Genomic DNA, 22,727 nt, shown 5'->3' with positions numbered 1-22,727 from the left:
TGACATGGGAATTATTTGCCGACATATTCGAAGTGCCATGCTTCGGCGTATGGATTCCTGCTTCCGTTAGCGCGGAATTCTTCCAGATTTTTCCGGTGGATCCAGTTGTATTTCTTGGTGTTGGCTTTCAGCCACTTGTAGTACTTGCCCTTGAACGAATAGCTGTAGGTCTCCGGGACGTCGATGGCCAGTCCCCAACCATGGTTCGAGGTGCCCGGTTTGGCCGCGATGTAGTGGCCGAGCTCCTGGTAAAGGAATTTCTGCGTATCCAGGGTGCGGTAGGCCAGATCAATATCCAGATTCTTCCCGAATTTCTTCTTGAAGGCCGAGTTCAGCCGGCCCAGGTCCGCAGCGGCCGGGGCGGCGACGAGCGTTTTCTCCTTGTCCCAGTGCAGGGCCACCAGCATCGACGCGGGCAGCTTCCCGTTGGCTTGCTTCAGTACCATGGCGCGAGTGATTTTTGAGGTGTTGCTGGTTTTGGCGTTGGTGCTGGGCTTCAGCGCTGAAACTTTCATCCAGCCATCGGCCCCCTGGGTGCGCACGTAGTACCAGCCGGAGACCTGGCCAGCTTTCCTTTCCCAGACCTTATCCCGATAGACGATCGAGTTCTTCGGGATATCACCGATGCGCTTCTTGCCCTTGACCGAAGCGAACAGGTCTGCGCCGGAAGACTTGGTGAAGTAGCGGTCCGACAGCCCAGCCCGGTTGGTGGTGTACGGGCCGGCGTCGATGGCGCAGCCCTGGGAGCAGGTGGTGACGTAGGCACCGGAGATCCATCCGTTCTTGCCCTGGGTGGAAATCTTGTACCAGCCGTTGGTTGCCTTGGACGTCGCGTAGGCGGGCTGTCCCTTGCTGATCTTGCCGACGACTGAGTGTCCGGTTCCCGCCCCCTTGCGGATATTCATCGTCGATTTCGGCGTGATCCACAGCTTCACGCTTTTCGCCCGCGGCGAGGTTTTGCCGGTGCCGGAGGTCTTGGTGACCTTGGTGTATTTGTTGGAGATCCACCCGGTCTTCTTGTTGTAGGTGACTTGGTACCAGCCGTTGGACGCTTGGGACTTGACGGTGACGGTCTTGTTCTTCGGGATGGTCAGGACAACGCGGTACTTGGTGCTGGAACCGGAGCGCATATTCAGATTGCTCGTGGTCTTGACCTGCACCACCCGTTTGGCGGCGTGCACCTGCAGGGTTGCTGGCGCTGCAAGTTGCGTGGATGGCTGGGCGGCTGGGATTGCCTGCGCGGCACTGGCTGGCATCAGGCCGCCGAAGGCCAGCGCACCGGCCAGCAACACGCCAGCGGTGGACACGGCGAATTGTCGAGGGGAACTGAAGAGTGTTTTCACGGCGGTGGAGTCTTCCGAAAGGCGCGGGCTTGGCTGGTGTCCTGCGCAAAGCCGTTCTCGGTGCGAGCGAGGTTGCCGATTCGGCGCCAGACATCATTAATAATGCAACAGCCACAGCGAATCGGGAACACCGCCACAGGCCACCGGTCACGGGCAGGCAAAAACCGGCGCTGTGCAGGATTTTTTCCTGCCCAGCGCCGGTTTCGGCGTTTCAGTGCGTTGCCCGCGGGCGAGCCGCTACTTGGAGATCTTGCCCGACATCCCGGCCAGGGCCCGGATGACCACCGGCTTGCAGGCGAACCAGGCTCCGGCGGTCACTGCAACGGCCAGCAGGAACATGATGACACCCATCCAGCCGTCGTCGCTGCGGGCGGCGAACATGTGGTTCAGGTTCGCCCGCGCACCAGTGAGCAGCACCAGCAGCACATGCATCACCAGGAAGCCGACGAAGAACAGCATGGCCGGGAAGTGCACCTTGCGGGCGGCTTCCATGGGGAATGCCTTATCCAGTTTGGCCGGCCAGGCCGGGGACATGCGCAGCCCGGTGATGGCGGAGACCGGGGCGGCCAGGAACACGATCGAGAAGTAGGCCAAGACCTGCAGCGCGTTGTAGTTCAGCCAGCCGTTTTCGCTTGGCCAGTCCAGCGACAGATACTGCACGCCGGCGCTGATCGCATTCGGGAAGATGTCCCAGCTGGTCGGCACGATGCGCATCCACGCGCCGGTGGCGAACAGCAGCACAATGAACACCACGCCATTGACGATCCACAGCACATCCAGGCTCAGGTGCAGCCAGATTTCCAGGCTGATCTTCTTAGGCTTGGTTTTGGTCTTGAACAGGCCGGTGTTATTCCGGGTCCAGTAGGCCTTCGGCCTAGCCGTGGTGCGGATCAGCCAGCCGGAGCGGATGATCAGCACCAGGAAGAAAGCATTCAGGAAATGCTGCCAGCCCAGCCAGGCGGGGATGCCGGTGGGGGCGTTCTCCGGCAGCGCCGAATGCCCCGGATAGGCGGCAATAAATTGCTCCCCTGCTCCGGTTCCACGCCACCAGCGGGCGGCCAGCACCAGCAGGGCCAGGACAACCACCACTGCGGCGGCGATCCAGATCTTCTTCAGCGCCGGGTTGCCCGCCGTCGTGGCGGTGCGGGCGCCCTCCTTGGTTGTCAGCGACATGGAAACGATTCTCCTTGGTCTAGCCGGCGTTGGCCGGCTGCTTGGACTCCAGCAGCGCGGTGAGCTGCGGGAGGATCTCGAAGAGGTCGCCCACGATGCCTAAATCGGCAATGTCGAAGATCGGTGCGTCCTCGTCCTTGTTGATGGCCACGATGCGCTTGGCGGTCTGCATGCCGGCCAGATGCTGGATGGCCCCGGAGATGCCCACTGCCACGTAGAGGTCCGGCGAGACGCTGACACCGGTCTGCCCGACCTGGTGGCTCTGCGGGATGTAGCCGGAGTCCACGGCGGCACGCGATGCGCCCAGTCCTGCACCCAGCGAGTCGGCGAGCGCTTCGATGAGCGCGAAGTTCTCCTTCGAGGCCACGCCGCGGCCACCGGAGACCACGATCTTGGCGGCGCGCAGCTCCGGGCGGGAAGAGGCGGCGGCCAGCGGGGTCACGGATTCGATTTCTGCCGAGGCGGCGGTGGCCACCTCGATGGCGGCGGAATCCACCTGGGCGGTGGCGGCCGGCAGCGGCTCGGCGCCGCTGGAAGCCACGGTGATCAGCGGGATGCCGGAACCTGCAGTGGATTCGGTGACGTAGGTGCCGCCGAAGACCGAGTGCGTGGCGGCGATGCGGCCATCGCGCTGCGCCAGCTCGACCGCTTCGAGCACTACCGGGTTGCCGGTGCGCACCGAGAGCCGGCCGATGACCTCGCGGGCCACGGCGCTGGTCGAGGCGAGCACGGCGGCCGGGGCGTAGGCCTCGATGGCAGCCTGCAGGGCGGCGACGGCGCTGGCTGCCGGGTGGTCAGCAGCCTGCTGGGTTTCGCCGATGAAGACCTGCGCGGCGCCCTGCGCGGCGAGGGCGGCGGCGGTGCCGTCGCGGTCAGCGGAGGCGGCCACGGCCACCGGGGTGCCCAGCTGGGATGCCAGGGCCAGCAGGTGCGCGCCGCTGGCGGTCGGGGTGCCGTTCTCGGCCAGTTCGATGTGTACCAGGATGTTCGTCATGTCGTTGGTTCCTTAGATCAGCTTCTCGGCGGCCAGGTAGGCGGCAAGTTCCTGCGCGCCCTGTCCCTCGTCGATGATTTTCACGCCGGCGGTGCGCGCCGGGCGGGCGGCGGAGGAGAGCATCAGGTTGCCTGCTGCATGCTCCGGCGCGCTCAGGCCCAGCTCGGCGGTGCCCTGCACGGTGACCGGCTTGCGCTTGGCGGCCAGGATGCCCTTGAACTTCGGGAAGCGGGCCTCGCCCATGCCCTCGGCCACGGAGATGACCGCCGGGGTGGCCGCGCGCAGCGCGGTGGTGCCCGAAGCATCGGAGCGGGTGCCGCGCACGGTGCCGCCGGAGATCTCCAGGGTGCCCAGCGGGCCGAGGAACGGAAGGTTGAGCAGTTCGGCGATCATCGCCGGGACCACGCCGCCACGGCCGTCCGTGGACTCGTTGCCGGCCACGATCAAATCGGCATCGAGCGCGGAGAGCGCCTGGGCCAGGGCCCGGGCGGTGGCCAGCGCATCGGAGCCTGCCAGTGCGTCGTCCTGCACGTGCACCGCCTTGTCGGCACCCATGCTCAGGGCCTTGCGCAGCGCTTCGTTGGCGGCGGCCGGGCCCATGGTCACCACGGTGATTTCCACCGACTTGTCCGCGTCCTTCTGCTTCAGCGCGGCTTCCAGCGCGCGTTCGGTGATCTCATCGATCACGCGGTCGCTGGCGGCACGGTCTGCCCAACCATCGGAGGTGAGGTGGCGGCCTTCTTCGGTGTCCGGCACCTGCTTGATCAGCACTGCAATCTTCATGGTTTGCTCTTTTCTCGGTTCGATTCCACACCCGGCGCAGCCGCGTGGCGCGGGTCACGTTTCTGAAATACTATAACTAGATTCTAGTTTTTGTCTAGGGCGGGGCACGGACCGCGTTGACGCCGCCTGAGCACCCCGCCCCGACGGGCTTGCCCAGCCCTGGTCGGCTTGCTCAGCTTTGCTCCGGCTGGCTCTCGCGCGGCGGCACCCACAGCCCGCGGGCCTGGGCCACCACCTGGCCGCCGGCCTCGATCTGGCCCCTGACCCAAATCTTGCGGCCATCGATTTCCTCCACCCACGCAGAAAGCTCCAGCTCTTCGAACAGCGGCACCGCGTGGTCGTAGTCCACGGTCAGCGAACGCGTGAAGATCCACTGGGCCACGGTGCCGGCGGCGAAGCCCATCAGGTGGTCAAGCAGCGTGGCCACCCATCCGCCGTGCACCCGGCCCGGAGGGCCCTGGTAGGGCAGGCCCAGCCGGGTGGTGGTGCGCACGCCGCTCTGCCCGTCCATGCGCATCGACACCGGCGGGGCCATCGGGTTCAGCACCCCGGACACCGGCGAGCGGTCCATGTATTCGCTACCGCGCTCGCCAAACGGGTCCACGACCATCTCCTGCTCCTCGGCGACGGCGCCACGCAGCAGTTCAAGAACGCCCTCCAGTCGTTCGCCCAGCTCCTGGGCCACCTCGGTGCCCACCGGAAGCCGGACCATCGCATCGAGCAGCTCGCGCACCTGCCCGGCGGCGTCCAGCAGCTTCTCCCCGCCAGCGGCCCGAACCTGCCTTCCGCCGTCCGGCAGGGCCACCTGCCTAGTCATTGCCCAGGATCAATGCGCTCGTCGGCACGCCGGTGCCGGCGGTGACCAGCACGTTGCGGACGTTGTCCACCTGGTTCACCGCGGTGCCGCGCAACTGGCGAACGCCCTCGGCGATGCCGTTCATGCCGTGGATGTAGGCTTCGCCCAGCTGGCCGCCGTTGGTGTTGATCGGCAGCCGCCCACCCAGCTCGATGGCACCGTTCTTGATGAAGTCCTTCGCCTCGCCGCGGCCGCAGAAGCCGAATTCCTCCAGCTGCGCCAGCACGAACGGGGTGAAGTGGTCGTAGAGCACCGCGGTGTCGATGTCCTCCGGGCGCAGCCCGGTGTCGTTCCACAGCTGGCGTGCCACGTTGCCCATTTCCGGCAGTGCGCGGTCGCCGTCCTTGCGGTAGTAGCTGACCATGGTGTGCTGGTCGTAGGCCGCGCCCTGGGCGGCGGCGCGGATGGTCACTGCCTTGCCCGGCAGGTCCTTGGCCCGTTCCGGGGTGGTGATGACGAAGGCCTGGCCGCCGTCGGATTCCTGGCAGCAGTCCAGCAGGTGCAGCGGGTCGGCGATCCAGCGCGAGTTCTGGTGGTCTTCCAGGGTGATCGGCTTCTCGTAGAACCAGGCCTTCGGGTTGGTGGCCGCGTGCTTGCGGTCAGCCACGGCCACCCGGCCGAAGTCCTCGGAGGTGGCGCCGGACAGGTGCATGTAGCGCTGGGCGAACATGCCCACCCAGGAGGCCGGCGTCATCAGCCCGAAGGGCAGGGTCCAGGCGTAGGCGGCGGCGCGGGCATCCGGGGCCATGCCCTCGGTGCTCATGGCCGCGCCGAAGCGGGCGCCGGAGCGCTCATTGAACGCGCGGTAGCAGACCACGGTCTTGGCTACGCCGGTGGCCACCGCCATCGCCGCGTGCAGGATGGTGCCGGCGGCGGCGCCTCCCCCGTAGTCCACGTGGCTGAAGAAGTTCAGCTCCTTGCAGCCCAGGCCGCGGGCCACCTCGATGGCCGGGTTGGTGTCCATGGAGTAGGTGACCATGCCATCCACGTCCTGCGGGTTCACCCCGGCGTCGCGGCAGGCGGCCAGTGCGGCCTCCTGGGCCAGCTGCAGCTCGGAGCGGCCGGAGTTCTTGGAGAACTCGGTGGCGCCAATGCCTACGATCACTGCCTTGTTCAGCAGGTTGCTCATGCCGATTCCCCTTTCGATGGGATCACGAGGTTGACGGTGCCCGTCACATGCGGGCCCAGGGAGTTGGTGCCGATGACCTTCACCACGACGTTTTCGCCGTCAACGGACTCGACGGTGCCGGTGAAGAGCATTTCGTCGCCCGGGAAGTTGGTAGCGCCCAGGCGGATGTTGATCCGGCCGACGCGGGCGGCCGGTCCGGCCCATTCGCCCACGTAGCGGTTGACCAGCGCGTTGGTGGTCAAGATGTTCATGAAGACATTCGGGGTGCCGGCCGCTTCGGCGACATCCTTGTCGTGGTGCACCTTCTGGAAGTCGCGGGTGGCAATCGCCCCGGTGACGATCAGCGTGGCGGTGATCGGGATGCGCAGCTCGGGAAGCTGGGTGCCGGCTTCGATGCCGGTGCGGGCGGCGGTATCTACGGTGCTCATGCCGCTCCTCCTGCCGGACGGGCGACCGGAAGGACCAGGTCGGCGTCCATGCGCTCGGCGGTGATGTGCACCGGCATGCCGATCTGCACGTCCTCGCGGGCCACACCCTCCAGGTTCATCACCACGCGGACGCCCTCTTCCAGTTCCACCACTGCCACGATGTAGCCCGGCTCGAACGGCGGGACGATCGGGTGGTACATGACCACGTAGCTGTGCAGGATGCCGCGGCCGGACATGGTCTTCGGGGACCAGTGCAGCGAGTTGCACTGAGGGCACATCGGTACCGGCGGGTGGCGCAGCTCGTTGCAGTCGTCGCAATGCTGGATGGACAGTTCGCCGCGCTCGTTCAGGGACTCGAAGAAGAAGGCGTTGTCCAGGTTGATGGCCGGGCGGGGACGCAGGGCCTGGCTCTTGGCCGTGGCGACGGTCTCGGTCAGCGTTTCGCTCATTACGAGTTCCTCTTTTCAGGGTTGTACCACAGGGTGCGGAAACGCATGGTGCCCACGCGTTCGCCTTGCTGGTCGGTGTAGGTGGTCAGGGTGGTGATGAAGTAGCCCTCGCCCAGGCCGGTCTGCTTGGGGCCCGCGAAGGACTCGACCTTCTCGCTGGCGGTCAGCAGGTCGCCGGGGACCAGATAGCGGTCGTATTCCTGGTCGCAGTTCACCGCCACGACCTTCGGGTAGCCGCAGTCGGCCAGGTGGGCATAGGCGCGGTCCACGTCGGATTCGATCTCCGGGTCCGAGGGATTGATCATGTTCCAGACCTGCAGCGCCGAGGGCGGGGCCACCACGTCCGGGTGCCCGGCGGCGCGGGCGGCTTCCGGGTCCAGGTAGATCGGGTTGGTTTCCTCCATTGCGTCGCACAGGTGGTGGATCATGGGCCGGTTGACCTCGTCGCGGGCGACACTGATCCTCTCGTTGCCGGCGGCGATCATCTCACCGATCAGGACATTGGGATCCTGGCTCATACTCTCTCCTTAATGGTGGTTTCGGCTGGTTTCAGCGGCAGCAGGTGGGCGCGGCCGTTCTCCTCGAACAGGGCCTCCAGCTGCGCCAGGGCGTTCTCATCCAGCACCTCGAAGGCGATGTCCCTTCCGGGGCGGTGGAAGACGTTCTCATTCACCAGCCAGGCGTCGCGGCGCAGGCTGGGCTTGTTGATCTTCTGGGTGGCGGTCACCGGCACATCACGGACCACCGACAGGAAGCGCGGGGCCCACTTGGTACCCAGATCCGGCTGGGCTTCCAGGAAGGCGGCGAAGTCCGCCGGGTCGAAGGATTCCGGGTCCTCGACCTGCAGCGTGGCCATCACCTGGTCGCCGGTGCGGGCGTCGGGCACCGGGTAGACGGCGGCCAGCGTGACGCCCGGGTAGCGCGAGAGCACGCGTTCCACCGGGGCGGCGGAGAAGTTCTCGCTGTCCACGCGCAGCCGGTCCGAGGTGCGTCCGGCGAAATAGAAGTAGCCTGCCTCGTCGCGGTAGGCCAGATCCCCGGTGAGGAACGCGGTGCCGCGCACGCGTTCGGCCACGGCTTCGGGGTTCTTGTAGTAGCCCTCGAACAGGGCAGCGCCGGTGAGGTTCACCAGTTCGCCGATGGCCTGTTCCGCGTTCAGAATGCGTCCGTTCTCGGAGAAGATCGCCGGCGGGCACGGTACCATGGTGTCCGGGTTGACCACCGCGGCGTCCATGCCTTCCGGGGCGACGCCCAGCGCGCCGGCCGGGCAGTCGTCGGTGCGCTTCATGGTCAGCCCGCCCTCAGAGGCGCCGTAGCTTTCGGTCGGCCAGACGCCGAAGCGGCGGTGGAATTCGGCCAGGTCGAATTCGCTGGCTTCGGTGCCGAAGCAGGAGCGCAGGTAGGTCTCGGCTTCGGCGGCCTTTTCCGGCTGGGCCAGCAGGTAGGACAGCGAGCGTCCCACGTAGTTGAAGTAGGTGGCTTTGTAGCGCATCAAGTCCGGCAGGAACCCGGAGGCGGAAAACTTGCGGGCCAAGGCGAAGGTGCCGCCGGTGTACAGCGGGTTGGCCCAGCAGGCGAAGATGCCGTTGCCGTGGAACAGCGGCATGGAGTTGTAGCTGACATCCTGCCGGCCCAGGCCCATGTGCTGGAATTCCGCGGTGCGGAACAGCCGCCCGGTGCTGCAGATGACCGCCTTCGGATCCCCAGTGGAGCCGGAGGTGAACAGCAGCAGCAGCGTGGTGTCCGGGTCCGCGGCGGCCGGAGCGTCAGGGCTTGGCAGGTGGCGCAGGGCATCGAGTTCGCGGGCGTAGCCGGCGGAATCGACATAGCGGGTCCGGGCGGCGGGCACTCCGGAATCCACCGAGTTGAAGTAGCCTTCCAGCTCGCGGGTGGTCAGCAGGATCTCCACGTCGGTGTAGGCGATGTCGCGGGCCAGTTCCTCGCCGCGGCGGGTGAGGTTGATGCCCACCACGGTGGCGCCGGCGTAGGCCGCGCCGCCGATGGCGAAGAGGTATTCCGGGTCGTTTTCCAGCATCACGCCCACGTGGAAGGGCTTGCCTTCGTCGTGCAGCGAGAGCATCAGGTGGGCGCGCAGCTTGCATTCGGCCACGACTTCGGCCCAGGTCCAGATGCGGCCTTCGAAGAGCAGGCCGGGGTGGTGGTCCTCGGCTCGCAGGTCAAGCAGATCTCTGGTAGTTTGAAGCTTCGTTTCGAGAACGGTGTTCATTGCTAATCCTTAAGGGTGAGGTTGGAGACCTGAGGCTTGCCGCCGTCCGCGCCCGGCTGCTTCGTCGCTGGAATGAAAAGGACCACGACGATGGTCAGCAGGCAGGTGGCGATGAGTACGCCCACGACCAGCAGGAAGCCGGTCATCGAGACGAACGTGTTCTCGCCTGCTGCAACAGGCGAGAACACGAGCAACAGGCCCACGACCGAGGCGGCCACGGCCTGGAAGGCCGTACGGGTCACTGCATTCACGCCCGTGGCGGTACTGGTCTGCTCGGGCAGCACGCATTCGACGATCACGGTCGGCATGCCCGAGTAGAGGAAGCCGGTTCCGAAGATCACCACGACCATGCCGGTGACGACCACCGCGATGCTGGTTGGGTCGATGCACACGATCAGCAGGCCGATGATGGTCAGCAGCGAGCCGATCATCAGGCCCATGCGCGCGCCGAAGCGGCTGGAGATCCGGCCGATCAGCGGCGAGATCGCGAAGGCCGCGGCGGCGGTGATGAAGCCGAGCAGGCCGGTCATGGTGGCGCTCAGCCCCAGGCCCACCGGCAGTTCCATGACGCTGCCGTCCGCCAGCGGGATGCTGTTCGGGTTGCGGTACAGGGTGACGGTGAGGATATTCGTGGTGCCGATCGGGCCGACGGCGATCAGCGCGGTGGCCAGCATGCCCAGGGCGAACTTGCGCTGGGTGAACATCCGCACGTCGATCATCGGTTCGCGGGTGCGCAGCTCCCAGCGGACCCACAGCGCCAGCAGCACTAGGCCGCCGATCAAGAAGAGCAGCACCTGCGGGTTGGCGAAGCCCAGTTCCTTGCTCAGGGTCAGGGCGTACAGCGCGCCGGCGATGCCGATGCCGAACGTCAGCCCGCCCGCCCAGTCCACTTGCACCGCGGAGGCCAGCGATGACTTCGGTTCGCGGGTGATGCCGAAGTGCACCAGCACGGCTGCCACGCAGGCGAAGATTGCCGCGGTCCAGAAGATCCAGTGCCAGGTGGCGTAGTCCAGGAACAACCCTCCGCCGAGCATGCCGCCGGCTCCGGCGATTAGCGCGGAGGTGGAGACCACCGCGATGCCGGTGCCGATCTTGTGCTCCGGGAAGGTGGAGCGGACCATGCCGATGGCCAGCGGCAGCACTGCGCCGGAGACGCCCTGCAAGGCGCGGCCGGCGACGAGGACGCCGAAGGTGGGGGCGATGGCGCTGATGATCGAGCCCAGGGCGGAGAGCAGCAGCACCCAGACCAGGATCTTGTGCCGGCCGAACTGGTCGCCGAGGCGTCCGACGAAGCTGGTGGCCAGCGCCGCGACCAGCGAGTAGGAGGTGACCACCCAGACCAGCTGGGAGAGGTCTGCGGTGAAGAACTCGCCCGGGGTGTACAGCAGCTGCACCGCCATGGACGTCTCGAAGGCCGCGACGACCTCGGCGATCACCAGGATCGCCAGCACTGCGGCCACGCTCTGCCCGGCGTGGGTGCGGGCCTTGCCCGCGGTCCCCGGCGCACTCATGCTTTCCCTCCGTCCAGGATGACTGCTGCGAGTTCTTCGCTGACCTGTCCTGCGGTGCCCCAGAGCACGTCCAGTTCGCGCATCCACAGGAAGAAGCGGTGGATGTGGTTGTCCAGGTCGGCGCCCATGCCGCCGTGCAGGTGCTGGGTGGTGTGCACCACGCGGAATCCGGCCTCGCGGGCCAGCCAGGATGCGCCCAGGGCGGCTTCGGCCCCGTCGCCATCGTGGTCCAGCTGCCAGGCGGCGTCGATGGTGGACAGCCAGGTGGTTTCGGTGTCGATGAACGCGTCCGCCGCACGCAGGGCCACCCCCTGGTTGGTGGCGATGGCGCGCCCGAACTGCTTGCGCTCGTTGGTGTACGCGGCGGTGCGGCGCAGTGCCTCGGCGCCCACGCCGGACATGAGTGCGGCCGCCGCGGTGAGCAGGCGCAAACGGATCCACGCGGCCGCCTGCCCGGTGCCGCGGTTGGCCCCGATCAGGTCCGAGGCCTGCACCTGGACGCCGGCAAAGGCCAGCTCGGCGTGCTGCTGGCGGGACAGCCCGTGGTACTCGTCCAGGGTGATGCCCGCGCGGTTCGCCTCGATCAGCGCGGTCAGCTCACCGGCCTCGGTGTGGAACTGCACCATTAGGTGGGTGGCCGACGGAACCAGGTATCCCAGCTCGATGGCCCCGTCCAGCACCCAGCCCTCGCCGGAAGCGGTGCCGTTGACACGGCGGCGCACCTCGGGTTGCAGCGCGGCGATGCGCACCGAGCCGGCGCCAATGCCTTCGAGCAGCTGCTCGTGGCCTCCGAATTCGGCGATGGCCAGGGCCGCGACGGCGGTGGTGATGAAGGGGACGCGGCCCAGGGTGCGTCCCTGTTCGCGGGCGACGAGCGCCAGCCCGGCCATACCCAGTCCCGGTTCGTCCTCGCCCATGGGCAGCAGCGCGTCGATCAGCCCGGACTCGGCGATTTGGCTCCACAGGGCCGCATCGTAGGCGGCTCTTGCCTTTTCGCCGGCGGCGTTGAGTTCGTCGGTGCCCAGCGAGGAGAAGATCTGCGCGGCGAGGTCGGCCAGGCCCTGCTGGTCCTCGTCCAGGGCGAACTCCATGCTCGGGGCCTCAATGGTGTTGTTCATGCTCGCGGTGCTCAACGTGCGCTCCTTGCCATGCCGAGGGTGGTCCAGGCGACGATTTCGCGCTGGATTTCGGCGACTCCCCCGCCGAAGGTATTGATCTGCGCGCCGAGGTTCATCAGTGCCAGGCGTCCGGTGTCGAAGTTCCACGGGGCATCGGAGATGCGGGTGGCGGTGCCACCCACGATCTCCAGCAACGACCGGTACACGTCGATCACGGTTTCGGTGGCGAAGACCTTGGCCGCGGAGGCCGAGCCCGGATCCAGCGATCCCTGCGCGGTGGTCTCCACGAGTTTCCAGTTCATCAAGCGCATGGCGCGCAGCCGGGCGGTTGAGGTGGCCAGCAGCGAGCGGACCCAGGGCTCATCGCCCAGCGGGGTGCCGTCGGCGGTGACCTGGTCCTTGAGCCATGTGCGAACCTCGTCCAGCTGTCCTTCGCAGATGCCGCTGAAGGCGGCCAGGCCCACGCGCTCGTGGTTCAGCTGGGTGGTGATCAGTTTCCAGCCTTCGTTTTCCTTGCCCACGACGTTGGTGAGCGGAACCCGGATGTTGTCGTAGTAGGTGGCGGTGGTGCTGAAGCCGCCCACGGTATGGATCGGGGTGGCGGAGAAGCCCGGGTCGCTGGTCGGCACCAGGATCAGCGAGATGCCCTTGTGCTTCGGGGCATCGGGATCGGTGCGGGCGGCCAGCCAGATCCAGTCGGCGCCGTCGCCGCCGGAAGTGAAGACCTTGGAGCCGTTGATGACGTACTCGTCGCCGTCGCGCACGGCGCGGGTGGTGAGCGAGGCCAGATCGGTGCCAGCCTCCGGTTCGGTGTAGCCGATGGACACCACCAGCTCGCCGGCGAGGATCTTGGGCAGGAAATAGTCCTTCTGCTCTTGGCTGCCATGGCTCATCAGGGTCGGGCCCACGGTAGTCATGGTGATCATCGGGATCGGGGCGTCGGCGCGGTAGGCCTCGTCATAGAAGACGAACTGCGCGGCCGGGCCGCGGCCCTGGCCTCCATACTCGACGGGCCATCCGATGCCAAGCCATCCGTCCTGGCCCATCTGCCGTTGCACTGCGGAGTGGACCGGTCCCCCGGCCTCACCTTCTTGCTTCAAGCCCGCGCGCACCTCGTCGGTGAGGAGCGCGGCGAAATAGGAGCGAAGCTCCTCGCGGAGTGACCGTATCTCCGTGGAAGAACGTAAATGCATTACGTTGCCTTTCGTCTTTGACTAGGCGATTACCGTAAGTAACGGTGGAATGTGATCCAGATTACTTACCGGCCGACAAGTAATCAATATCTTGCGCACAGCAGATTCTTGAGCTAGTCCCGGAGGAATCCCAGAGGGAAAATATTTCTTTCCGCAGCGGCTTTGCCGTGGGGAATCCGGACGGCAGATGAGAAGAACGGCGATTCTTTCTGCAGGCCCAAGCCCTGCGATATTGATCCCGCAAGCCGGATCCACGGCAGATGCAGCCAGTCGCGAAGGAGCAGCGGAGCATCTGCAGAATAGAAACTAGAACCTTATTGCAGTTCAGTTGCCATTTGGTCGGCATCCCCAGTCCTGATCGGCCATGGGCGGCGCCCCTTGCGGCGACCCTTGAGTCAGGACTTGGACCGCTGCGGGCCGCGCTGGAGACCGCGGGCGGAAAGCGTTGCCGAAGCTGAAGAATCGAGAATCTTCCAGCGCCGAGACTGCCCGAAAACTCGGCGGAATATGGCAAACGGATCCCATGGGAATCCTGCAGTCCCGGTTATTGAGACGAAAAATCCCCCGGAAATTTTTCCGGGGGAAGATCGGTGGCATAAAACTGCCGAAGCTACGCGATCAACGAGGGATTTGCTCGTAATAAACCCGCTAGTTCGGGCCTTCGGAAGGTGGTCGGCATTGGTCCTCTGACGAACGCCGGCTAGCGGTTCGGCAGTCTCATTTCACCAGGCACCCCAGCGTGCCAGCTTGTCTGGCCGAAGAGTCAGTGGGTGGTAGTGGAGTCGAGTGCTTCGCGGATGAAGCCGTAGACGATCTCGCGTCGCCGCGCGGACTTCATCCCGGGGACCACCATGCGGTCATCTGTGAAGACCATCTCCCGATGCAGCATGTCCATGACCAGGATGGCCTTCACCTGGTCTTCGTCGCTCATGTCCGGGAGCATGGCCAGCTCCATGGTGCGGAGGCGATGGTACTCAATCCGCTCCTTGATCTCGTCGGGCAGCCAGGTGTTGTTGCTGCTGCTGGCCAGCACCGCTACGGCGCGGGAATGCGAGAGCAGAACCTGCGAATAGCTGTAGAGGAATTCCCAGCGCCGCTGCGCATCGGGGAACTGCTCGGGCGCCTGCTCCAGCAGGTCGTCAATGGCGTCCAGCAGTGGAGAGAGGATCCCGGAGAGGATATCGGCCTTGCTCTTGAAGTGGTAGTACAGTGCGGCTTTGGTGAAATCCAGTTGCGCTGCGATGGCGCTGAGCGGGGTTCCCGCATAGCCATGCTCGAGAAACAAGTCGGTGGCTATTGCCAGGATCTTTTCGCGACTGCCCTGCTTTTCGCCAGACGGCTTCGTGGTGCGTTGCTCAGTCTTCACGTTCTTGGTTCCTATGCTATGGATTCTCCACCCGATCATATCGGGTACGCGCAGTGCTACTGAGCCGTCGATTTCCTGCGGAATAATTCACCGCCCCCGGCCGGCCGTCATCGGCGGCCGGGGGCGGCTGAAGATCCAGGAACTGCCGGTTAGTTCGCGGCGGCATCCTGGAGTTCGACGGCATCCTGCGCTATCGCGGCGGCAGCGGTGGCGACTCCACGGTCCAGTACGATCTTCCCGTCGGCGAGCACCTGGAACAACGCGCCGTCAGGGGTGTTCCATATGAGCGTTTCCAGCTTCTGCCCCGGGAAGACCGGGGCGGCGAAGCGTGCAGTGATCGAGCCCAGGCCGCGCTCGGCCAGCAGCGTCGAGTTGCGCACCAGCGCGAGGGCCGCCACGCCGTAGGTGCACAGGCCATGCAACACCGGCCGGGGGAAGCCTACCCTGCTTGCCAACACCGGATCGGAGTGCAGCGGGTTGCGGTCGCCGTTCAGGCGGTAGAGCAGGGCCTGGTCCACGCTGGTCGCCTGCTCGATAACCTCGTCGGGTTCGGTCCCCGGCTCTGCCCAGCCGCCGGTGCCTTCCGGGCGCGGGCCGTAGCCGGTTTCGCCGCGGATGACCATGGAGGTTACGGTGGTGGCAACCAGTTGCCCCTCGTGGTCCAACAGTTCGGTGGTCAATTCGATGATGGCGTTTTTGCCCTGGTCATATACGGCACTCATGAAACTGCGCGGGGTAACGCTACCCTCCGAAGGTAGTTCTCGATGCAGGACCAGCGACTGCCCGCCATGCAGGATCTGTTGCAGCTTGAAGTCCCCGAGATGGTCCATCGAACCGCCGCTGCCGCCGAGGACGACAGCGAAGGTCGGGAAGACCTTCTGCTGGACGCCGAAGGAGTTCTCCGTCGTGTATTCGATTTCCTTGGTTGCGTCGGGACGCCCGGCTCCGATACTTAACGCATATAGCAGCGCCGAATCGCGGTCCCAGGTGACGGTTTCCCCTACGCTGACCTTGCCGATATTCTCTGTAAAAATTGCCATGCTCTTGCCTCTCCAGCCCGTTCATCTATGACGCGAGTCACTCATTCCATCAAGACTATAACTGGATTCTAGTTTTCGTCTATGGCTTGAAGGGAATTCGGGCCTTGGCCGCGCACGAACCGACGAAGCCAATCCCCAGGACTCCGCCTGCCGTCGCGCAACTAGGACATCGAGCAGAAGCCGCGGCCTGGGCGCCGCGAGCATAGGCCTCAGCCTAGCGCGTCGGTTCGGCGGTTCCTGCTATGCACGATCGCCAACGCCACCCACAACACCACGAGGAGCGCTGCAAATTGCGCCGCAACGAGCGCCGGAACTGGCATGGCCGCGGTAGACACGGCCAGCACCGCGATCAAGGTCGCAGTGCAGGCCACGATACCCACGAAGAACCCAGCTGAGTTCGGCCCACGGCTCACCCGCGCGGTCGCCACGGTACCGATAGCTACCGCAGCGCCGGCAGCTATCCATGATGCGACACCTGCCCCGAAGGCGCCCAGTGCCACCGCACCGACGGCCAAGACCGCCGCCATCGCGATCCTCATCATCACCGACATACCCATCGTTCCTCCTCCTGCACAACCGATCACTTTGAGCCTGCGGGGCAACCATCGAGGTCCTGCTCCATTCCTGGATGCGCCCGCATTTCCAACGTATCTAACTTATTTAGCTTAATCCAGAGCATTTCAACCGTATTTTCTTCTACACCCTCATACTTAAGTAGGATCGCGCCGAGGCCGGGAGTTCGGTAGGGCAGCACCAGTCCGCGCCCCGCCAACCCCGGTTGCCTGCGCGCACAGCGAAGACCGGCCCAGCTCCGTTGCGAAACAGAGCTGGGCCGGTCTTGTTCGGCGTTGGGGCGGTGCTACCGGCGGCTAGACCAGATCATCAGCTGGTTGCGCCTGCTTCGGCAGCTGCATGGCGGCATCTTGAGGCACCCAGACTTTCGGAGTGCGGCTGAGCATGAACGCGATCAACAGCGCCGCGAGCCCGAAAACTGCCACGAAGCCGAAGGCCTGGAAGACCCCTTGCTCCCCCACCGCGGTGGTAACCGGATCCTGGTGGCGGGCCAGCAGGTAGGCGCCGACGGCGGTAGCCACGGACTGGCCAATGTTGCGCACCATGGTGTTGGTTCCGGCGCTCTCCGAGGTATGCGTCTCTGGAACCGCCTCGATCAGCACGTTGGGCAGGGCACCAAAGGTCAGGGCGATGCCCACCGAGTTGACGGACATGGCCACCAGGAACGCCAGCAGGCTGCCCAGGGTGAACATGATCGCGGTGACAGCGGCCAGCATCAGCAGCAGGCCGGTGATGAACACGAAGCGGGCGTTGAACGCCTGGGCGAGCTTGCCGCCCAGCGGGGAGAAGAAGTAGCCCAGCAATGCGGTGCCGCCGCTGAACAGGCCCGCTGTGGTGGCGGAGAAGCCCAGGCCGAAGCCCATTTCCGCGGGGTACTGCAGCACGTACTGGCTCGGCACCGCCATGCCGCCGATCGGTCCAACCGCTGCCAGGAAGGTGGCAGCCATGGCCAGGGCGATCTGGCGGTTTTTGAACATCTGCAGGTTCACGATCGGGCGCTGGCAACGCAGTTCCCACCAGACCCACATTGCGACGACCGCCAGGCCAGCGAGCAACAGCCCGCCGCCGCCAAGCGAGGCCCATCCGGCCTTGGAACTGTTGGACAGGCCAAGCAGGATGCCCGAAGCACCCACCGGCAGCAGCAGCGCCCCGGCGATATCCAGCCGGCCCGAGGTGGTTTCGCGCGGCTTGTCCTTCGGGAGCACCACGAGCACCGCGATGACCGCCAGCACCGCCAGCAGGCCGGCGAACAGGAAGATTCCGTGCCAGGAGAAGGTGTCGATCATCAGGCCGGCAATCAGCGCCCCGCCGGCGCCGGCGATCAGCGCGGAGGCGCCGATCATGGACACGCCCACGGGCAGTTTCTTCTCTTGGAGGTGCTCGCGAGCCAGGCCGAAGGCCAGCCCCATGACGGCACCGGCCGCACCCTGGATGCCGCGGCCGAGGATGATCATTTCAAGGCTGCTGCCGACCAGCGAGATCAGCGAGCCGATGGCGGCCAGAGCCAGCACCACCACCATCACCCGGCGCCGGCCGTACAGGTCGCCGAAGCGCCCGCCGAGCAGCGCCGCCGATGCGGACACCAGAAGGTAGATGGTCACGACCCAGGCTACGGCATTCGCATCCACGTGGAAGTCGGCCATGAGCGTCGGGAGGGTTACGTACATCATTGAGAGCTCGAACGCTGAAACAATCTCGGTCAGCACCAAGACCGCGACTACCGCCACGAATCCCGGAGCCGATGCACGCGTCGCACTCAGCTTTGGGGGCCTAGCTTGAGACATCTTTGTCCTGCCTTATCCGCGCCGGAACGGCGCTTTGAGGGGTCACCTAGGCACCCTCCGGACAGGACGCCCGGGCAAGGCCATGCGGTGATGTTCTTGCCCGAGCGGGCAGCTGCTTAGCGGGTTGCGATACCCACTGACTTGGTCCAGAAGAACTCTTCCAGACCTTCAAGTCCGCCTTCGTTTCCGATGCCGGAGTGGCCGATGCCGCCGAAGGGGCGTTCGGCCGTGGCGTTGAAGGCGCCGTTGACTGCGATCTCGCCGGTCTCCATCGACTCGGCCAGGCGCAGCCCCCTTCCCAGATCGGCGGTCCAGATGTACCCCGAAAGCCCGTAATCCGTGCCGTTGGCGATCTGGAGCGCGTGCTCCTCGTCGCGGAACGGGATCACCGCCAGCACCGGCCCGAACACCTCATTCTGCGCCAGCGACCCGTCAGGGTCCACGTCAGCCACGATGGTTGGCGGGTAGTAGAAGCCCTGGGCGAGTTCCCCGCCCAGGCGTTGCCCGCCGGTGACCAGGCGGCCGCCTTCTTCCAGTGCCTGGCCGAGCATCGAGTCCATGCGGTCGATGGCGTCCTGGTTGATGACCGGTCCGCACATGGTGTATTCGCCGGCGGGATCCCCGATGGGGAACTGCTCCGCCGCCTGCACGACCTTGCCGATGAATTGCTCGTACACCGATTCCTGCACCAGCAGGCGGGTCGGCAGCGCGCAGGCCTGGCCGCTCATCATGCCGAAAGCGAAGAACGCGGCGTGCCCGGCGGCCTTGTCCAGGTCCGCGTCCTCGAAGACCAGGTTGGCCGACTTGCCGCCCAGCTCCAGGATCATCGGCTTGAAGGTCTTGGCGCAGGAGGCGGCGATCGCCTGTGCGGTCGCCGGTCCGCCGGTGAAGGTGATCTTCTTGACCAGGCGGTGCTCGACCAGCGCGGCGCCGGCGGAGGGGCCGCCGGGAACGATGTTGATCGCTCCGTCCGGGATCCCCGCCTCGCGGGCCAGGTCCGCGAAGGCAGTCGGGGTGAACGGTGTCAGCTCGCTGGGCTTGATGACTATGGTGTTGCCCGCGGCCAGCGCGGCCGGGACCTTCATGGCCAGCGACATCAGCGGCGCGTTCCAGGTGATGATGGCGCCGATGACGCCGTAGGGCTGACGCAAGGTGTGGCCGAAGGAGCCGCCAGCTCCGCCATTGCTGGTGATCCGGCCCAGCGGCAGCTTGTCCGCCCAGCCTGCGTAGTAGCGGGTCCACTCCACTGCGGCGGCAACCATGTTCCGGGCGGTGATGCGCGGGGCCCCGTTATCGGCCATGCCGGCGGCGGCCAGCAGCTCGGTGTTCTCCTCCATGAGCTCGGCGAGCTTCATCAGCTTGCGCGAACGCTGCCCGGCAGGCAGGGCACGCCATTCGAGGAACGCTGCATGGGCGGCCTGCACGGCTTGGTCGATCTGCCCGGTTGAGGCCATGGGCACCAGGCCGTTGACCTTTCCGGTGGCCGGATCGATGTGCTCGTGGGTGGTTTCGCTTTCCATGATCACCTGCGCGCCGATGCGCAGGGAAGGGGCTGGCAGCTGGATGCCGGTCTCGATGCTCATGATCCAGTCTCCGGTTCGTAGCGCAGCATGGTGATGTCTCCCTCGGGGTGGTCGCAGAAGACTGGGCGGACCTGCATGCCGATCTCGAGCTGTTCCGGGTCGGCGTTGATGATTTCGGTGGAGAACTTTGGTCCCTCGTCCCACTGGACGATGGCCAGTATCATTTCCTTTGCCGAGGCGAAGTGCGCCGCCGGCGGACGGGTGGCCACAGTGTAGGAGTACAGCGTTCCGGCGCCGGAAATTTCGCGCCATTCGAGGTCATCGGCCAGGGTGCGTGGGGCCAGCGGACGCGGGTAGAAGATGTATTCGTCCAGCGACGGCGAGTACTGGATGCGGATCTTGCGCTCGGCAAGTGCATCCCAGAATGGCCGGGTCAGCGGGGTCGGAACCGGCAGCGGCCGGGACAGGGTTTCCGGGGTGTAGGTGGTCATTTTCTGTGTCTTGCCTTTCTAGTCGCCCTGCAGGATCAGCGCGGTCTGCTCGCTCATGATGCCGCCGTTGCCGCTGACGAACGCGCGGTTGCAGTCGGACACCTGGGCGGCGTTGGCGCGGCCCATGATCTGGCGTGCCCCGTCGATGACGTGGTGCATGCCGCCGGCCACGCCGGCCTGGCCGAAGGACAGCTGCCCGCCGGCGGTGTTCATCGGGAAGTCCCCGCGGAAGGTCAAGTCGTGGTTGGATACGAAATCCATGCCCTTGCCCTTGGGCGCGAAGCCCGCGTCTTCCAGGCTCATCAGCACCGTGATGGAGTAGCAGTCGTAGATGGAGACCATGTCCACCTCCGAGCGGGTGATGCCTGCCATGGAGAAGGCTTGCTCGGCGGCGTGCACCATCGGGGAGGTCATCAAGTCGCGGGCGTAGGTGGGGGTCTTGTACGGCACGCGTTCGCCGAAGCCGGTAATCCATACCGGACGGTTCTTGGACTTCTTGGCCAAATCCGCGTTGCCCACCACCACGGCTGCGCCGCCCTGGCACGGCATGACGATTTCAAGCATGTGCAGCGGGTCGGCAATCATCGGAGAGTTCAGCACATCAGCCACGGTGATCGGCTGGCCGTGGAAGACCGCCTCCGGGGTGGCGCAGGCGTTGGTGCGCTGGTCCACGGCGATCTTGGCCATGGCCCGCTCGTCGTAGCCGAACTCGTAGCCGTAGCGCTTGGCGATCTGCCCGTAGGGGCCGTTCTGCCCGAGGTTGCCGTAGGGGATTTCGAATTCTGCCTGCGGGGAGCCGAAGGCGTTGGAGGATGCGCCGAAGTGCATCTTGTCATCCATCACGAACGGCTTGCGGTCGTCCATCGGGAAGTGGTGGGTGCCCGGGAAGGTCACCAGCACCGCGTCGCACAAGCCCAGCTCCACGGCGGCCGCGGCGCGCCAGATGCCGGCGGCGGATCCCGCGCCGCCCAGGTCCACGATCTCCGCGAAGTTCGCGTCGATGCCGAGGTATTCGGTGACAGTGGACGGCACGAACATGTCCGCTTCGCCGATCATCGGGGTGACTACGCCGTTCACATCCGTGGCGGACAGTCCTGCGTCGTCCAGCGCGGCCTTGGACAGCCGGGCCCACTGTTCCAGGTTGAACGAGGGTTCGCGGGTGAGCTTTCGCTGCGGTGGAAGTTCGCAATAGCCGAGGATGGCTGCTTCGCCTCTCAGTCCCATGAGGTGTCTCCTTAGTGCTAATTCTTTGATAGTGAAGTTCGTGTCTCAGGCGGCGTGCGCACGCTGGCCGGTGAGGATGTCCAGGCCCAGGGCCTGGAATCTGCTTCCGGCACCGCGCAGCGCCTGCAGCAGCCCTGCATCCAGGTCCGGTGCGGGTGCTGATGAGTCGGTGAAGGACAGCGACTGCAGCCCCGGTGGGGCATTCTCGTCAACCCGCAGCACCAGTCTGGAGCCCTGCGGCCAGGAGAACAGCTGGGAGGCCGGGTCGAATTCCAGGCTCGTGACCCGGGCCCCGAGCACCGCGCCCAGCACCAGCCGGGCCTGGGCCGCGTCGCGGATGCTGCCGGCAATGAAGTCCAGCCGCTCCGGAGGATTCTGCGCCGAGGGCTGCTCTTCCCAGGGGCAAGGGGCTGCACCGGGTGCGGTGATGCCGTCGTTGCCGTCCAGAGCCAGCTCGGTCTGCACCAGTTGCACCAGGAATCCCAGTCCGGTGTCCTTGGGATGCAGGAACAGTTCCTTCCACCATTGGTTGTCAAGGTTTTGCAGGATGGTTCGCACCCCGGCGGCGCGGGCGAGCTCCATGGAGGCATGGATGTCCGAGACCTTGAAGGTGATGTGGTGCGGGTTGGCTGCGCCCCCGGTACGGGCCAGGTGCTCGGCAACGAACCCGCCGCCGCCAGCAGGCGGTTGCAGCAGTTCCAGGCGCATGCCCTCGGCCAGTTCCAGCTGGCAGGGGCTGAAGGAGCCCTGGTGGAAGCCGGAGACCCAGCGGGCGCCGAGCGTGCGGTGCACGCTGGGCCCGGCGGACTGCCAGGAAGGCACGGCGAAAGCAACATGGTCCAGTTCATGGGCGCTCATGAGGCACCCCCGGACCGGGAGACAGGAATTGAGGGGAAAGGGCCAGGCCCTAGGCTTCGGTTTGCTCCAGCCGGTGCTGGATCAGCGCCACGAAGCGGTCGAGCACCCCATAGGCCTGTTCCATGTTCTTGTCCTGCAGCAGCACCCGCGAGACCACGTCCAGCAGCACCGCCCACACCATCACGGTGATGTCCGCGGCTTCGGCATCGTCCAGCACGCTCATTTCCGCGCGGATCGGCGCTTCCAGCGCCTCTCCGAGGCGAGCCATGACCGGGACGACGTCCGCCGCGGTGCTGCTGCGCAGCTGCAGGATCGCCTTGTAGAAGTACGGGTGCTTCTCGAAGCTGCTCAAGGCATTGCGCAGCCGCAGCGAGATCGCTTCCGTGGTGGACAGCCCGGTCTCCGAAGCCCCCGACCGCTGGGCGAAGGGCAACGCCCAGTCGTAGACCACGTTCGCGTACAGGTGCTCCTTGGAATTGAAGTACCGGTACAGAGTCCCCAGCGCGACGTTCGCCGCGGAGGCCACGTCGCGGATCTGGATCGAGTCGTAGTCCTGCGCCCGCAACAGGTCCTTGCCCGCGTCGATGATGCGCTGGCGCCTGACGACCTGGTAGGCCGGAAGCTCTGCCTGCTCCATGGAAATTGTTCCCGCCATGATGTGCCT

22 protein-coding genes are annotated in these 22,727 nt (G+C 65.8%); all 22 read right to left on the bottom strand.

What is annotated here, in order from left to right; all coding sequences use genetic code 11:
- Positions 1-11: 11 nt before the first annotated feature.
- The 22 genes from ACIP6G_RS07290 to ACIP6G_RS07185 all read right to left on the bottom strand — a co-directional run bounded on the left by ACIP6G_RS07290 (position 12) and on the right by ACIP6G_RS07185 (position 22,718).
- Positions 12-1,343 (bottom strand): SH3 domain-containing protein, encoded by a 1,332-nt coding sequence (locus ACIP6G_RS07290; protein ID WP_365942800.1) that lies wholly within the window; start codon positions 1,341-1,343, stop codon positions 12-14.
- A gap of 237 nt (positions 1,344-1,580) precedes the next feature.
- On the bottom strand, positions 1,581-2,516 hold the full coding sequence (locus ACIP6G_RS07285) for a cytochrome b/b6 domain-containing protein (protein ID WP_365942801.1): 936 nt from the start codon (positions 2,514-2,516) through the stop codon (positions 1,581-1,583).
- A gap of 19 nt (positions 2,517-2,535) precedes the next feature.
- Positions 2,536-3,510 carry an electron transfer flavoprotein subunit alpha/FixB family protein gene (locus tag ACIP6G_RS07280; RefSeq protein ID WP_365942802.1) on the bottom strand — a complete coding sequence of 325 codons (975 nt, stop codon included), beginning with the start codon at positions 3,508-3,510 and terminating at the stop codon, positions 2,536-2,538.
- Positions 3,511-3,522: 12 nt separating this feature from the next.
- Positions 3,523-4,293 carry an electron transfer flavoprotein subunit beta/FixA family protein gene (locus ACIP6G_RS07275; RefSeq protein ID WP_365942803.1) on the bottom strand — a complete coding sequence of 257 codons (771 nt, stop codon included), beginning with the start codon at positions 4,291-4,293 and terminating at the stop codon, positions 3,523-3,525.
- A gap of 172 nt (positions 4,294-4,465) precedes the next feature.
- Positions 4,466-5,110 carry a PaaI family thioesterase gene (locus ACIP6G_RS07270; RefSeq protein WP_400289396.1) on the bottom strand — a complete coding sequence of 215 codons (645 nt, stop codon included), beginning with the start codon at positions 5,108-5,110 and terminating at the stop codon, positions 4,466-4,468.
- Positions 5,103-6,278 carry a lipid-transfer protein gene (locus tag ACIP6G_RS07265; RefSeq protein WP_365942805.1) on the bottom strand — a complete coding sequence of 392 codons (1,176 nt, stop codon included), beginning with the start codon at positions 6,276-6,278 and terminating at the stop codon, positions 5,103-5,105. The genes ACIP6G_RS07270 and ACIP6G_RS07265 overlap by 8 nt, the downstream gene beginning before the upstream one ends.
- Positions 6,275-6,706: a MaoC/PaaZ C-terminal domain-containing protein gene (locus ACIP6G_RS07260; protein ID WP_134779290.1), complete on the bottom strand. Its 432-nt coding sequence runs from the start codon at positions 6,704-6,706 to the stop codon at positions 6,275-6,277. The genes ACIP6G_RS07265 and ACIP6G_RS07260 overlap by 4 nt, the downstream gene beginning before the upstream one ends.
- Positions 6,703-7,155 (bottom strand): OB-fold domain-containing protein, encoded by a 453-nt coding sequence (locus ACIP6G_RS07255; RefSeq protein WP_365942806.1) that lies wholly within the window; start codon positions 7,153-7,155, stop codon positions 6,703-6,705. The genes ACIP6G_RS07260 and ACIP6G_RS07255 overlap by 4 nt, the downstream gene beginning before the upstream one ends.
- Positions 7,155-7,673, bottom strand: a complete 519-nt coding sequence (locus ACIP6G_RS07250; protein ID WP_365942807.1) for a MaoC family dehydratase N-terminal domain-containing protein — start codon at positions 7,671-7,673, stop codon at positions 7,155-7,157. Before ACIP6G_RS07250 ends, ACIP6G_RS07255 begins: the two co-directional genes overlap by 1 nt.
- Positions 7,670-9,382 carry an AMP-binding protein gene (locus tag ACIP6G_RS07245; RefSeq protein WP_365942808.1) on the bottom strand — a complete coding sequence of 571 codons (1,713 nt, stop codon included), beginning with the start codon at positions 9,380-9,382 and terminating at the stop codon, positions 7,670-7,672. Before ACIP6G_RS07245 ends, ACIP6G_RS07250 begins: the two co-directional genes overlap by 4 nt.
- A gap of 2 nt (positions 9,383-9,384) precedes the next feature.
- The gene (locus ACIP6G_RS07240; RefSeq protein ID WP_365942810.1) at positions 9,385-10,893 is read right to left on the bottom strand and encodes an MFS transporter; all 1,509 of its coding nucleotides are present in this window, start codon (positions 10,891-10,893) and stop codon (positions 9,385-9,387) included.
- On the bottom strand, positions 10,890-12,026 hold the full coding sequence (locus ACIP6G_RS07235) for an acyl-CoA dehydrogenase family protein (protein WP_365942811.1): 1,137 nt from the start codon (positions 12,024-12,026) through the stop codon (positions 10,890-10,892). The genes ACIP6G_RS07240 and ACIP6G_RS07235 overlap by 4 nt, the downstream gene beginning before the upstream one ends.
- Positions 12,023-13,204 (bottom strand): acyl-CoA dehydrogenase family protein, encoded by a 1,182-nt coding sequence (locus ACIP6G_RS07230; protein WP_365942812.1) that lies wholly within the window; start codon positions 13,202-13,204, stop codon positions 12,023-12,025. Before ACIP6G_RS07230 ends, ACIP6G_RS07235 begins: the two co-directional genes overlap by 4 nt.
- Before the next feature lie 763 nt (positions 13,205-13,967).
- A complete protein-coding gene (locus ACIP6G_RS07225) occupies positions 13,968-14,570 on the bottom strand; it encodes a TetR/AcrR family transcriptional regulator (protein WP_365942813.1) in 603 nt (200 codons plus the stop codon).
- Between the two features lie 149 nt (positions 14,571-14,719).
- Complete coding sequence (locus ACIP6G_RS07220) at positions 14,720-15,610, bottom strand: MaoC/PaaZ C-terminal domain-containing protein (protein WP_365942815.1); 891 nt, start codon at positions 15,608-15,610, stop codon at positions 14,720-14,722.
- Positions 15,611-15,819: 209 nt separating this feature from the next.
- The gene (locus tag ACIP6G_RS07215; RefSeq protein WP_365942816.1) at positions 15,820-16,167 is read right to left on the bottom strand and encodes a hypothetical protein; all 348 of its coding nucleotides are present in this window, start codon (positions 16,165-16,167) and stop codon (positions 15,820-15,822) included.
- Between the two features lie 312 nt (positions 16,168-16,479).
- Complete coding sequence (locus ACIP6G_RS07210; protein ID WP_365942817.1) at positions 16,480-17,967, bottom strand: MFS transporter; 1,488 nt, start codon at positions 17,965-17,967, stop codon at positions 16,480-16,482.
- 116 nt (positions 17,968-18,083) lie between these two features.
- Complete coding sequence (locus tag ACIP6G_RS07205; RefSeq protein ID WP_365942818.1) at positions 18,084-19,550, bottom strand: aldehyde dehydrogenase family protein; 1,467 nt, start codon at positions 19,548-19,550, stop codon at positions 18,084-18,086.
- Entirely contained in the window at positions 19,547-19,981 is a 435-nt protein-coding gene (locus ACIP6G_RS07200; RefSeq protein WP_365942819.1) for an OB-fold domain-containing protein, read from the bottom strand. Before ACIP6G_RS07200 ends, ACIP6G_RS07205 begins: the two co-directional genes overlap by 4 nt.
- A gap of 18 nt (positions 19,982-19,999) precedes the next feature.
- Entirely contained in the window at positions 20,000-21,205 is a 1,206-nt protein-coding gene (locus tag ACIP6G_RS07195) for a thiolase family protein (protein WP_365942820.1), read from the bottom strand.
- A gap of 45 nt (positions 21,206-21,250) precedes the next feature.
- Entirely contained in the window at positions 21,251-22,063 is an 813-nt protein-coding gene (locus tag ACIP6G_RS07190) for a VOC family protein (RefSeq protein WP_365942821.1), read from the bottom strand.
- A 49-nt stretch (positions 22,064-22,112) separates the two neighbouring features.
- On the bottom strand, positions 22,113-22,718 hold the full coding sequence (locus ACIP6G_RS07185) for a TetR/AcrR family transcriptional regulator (RefSeq protein ID WP_400289390.1): 606 nt from the start codon (positions 22,716-22,718) through the stop codon (positions 22,113-22,115).
- Between the last annotated feature and the right edge of the window lie 9 nt (positions 22,719-22,727).

The sequence above is a fragment of the Glutamicibacter sp. NPDC088483 genome (assembly GCF_044753145.1).
GTDB lineage: Bacteria > Actinomycetota > Actinomycetes > Actinomycetales > Micrococcaceae > Glutamicibacter.
The sequence above is the reverse complement of the archived record's forward strand: the minus strand, read 5'-3'. Positions and strand labels throughout refer to the sequence as shown.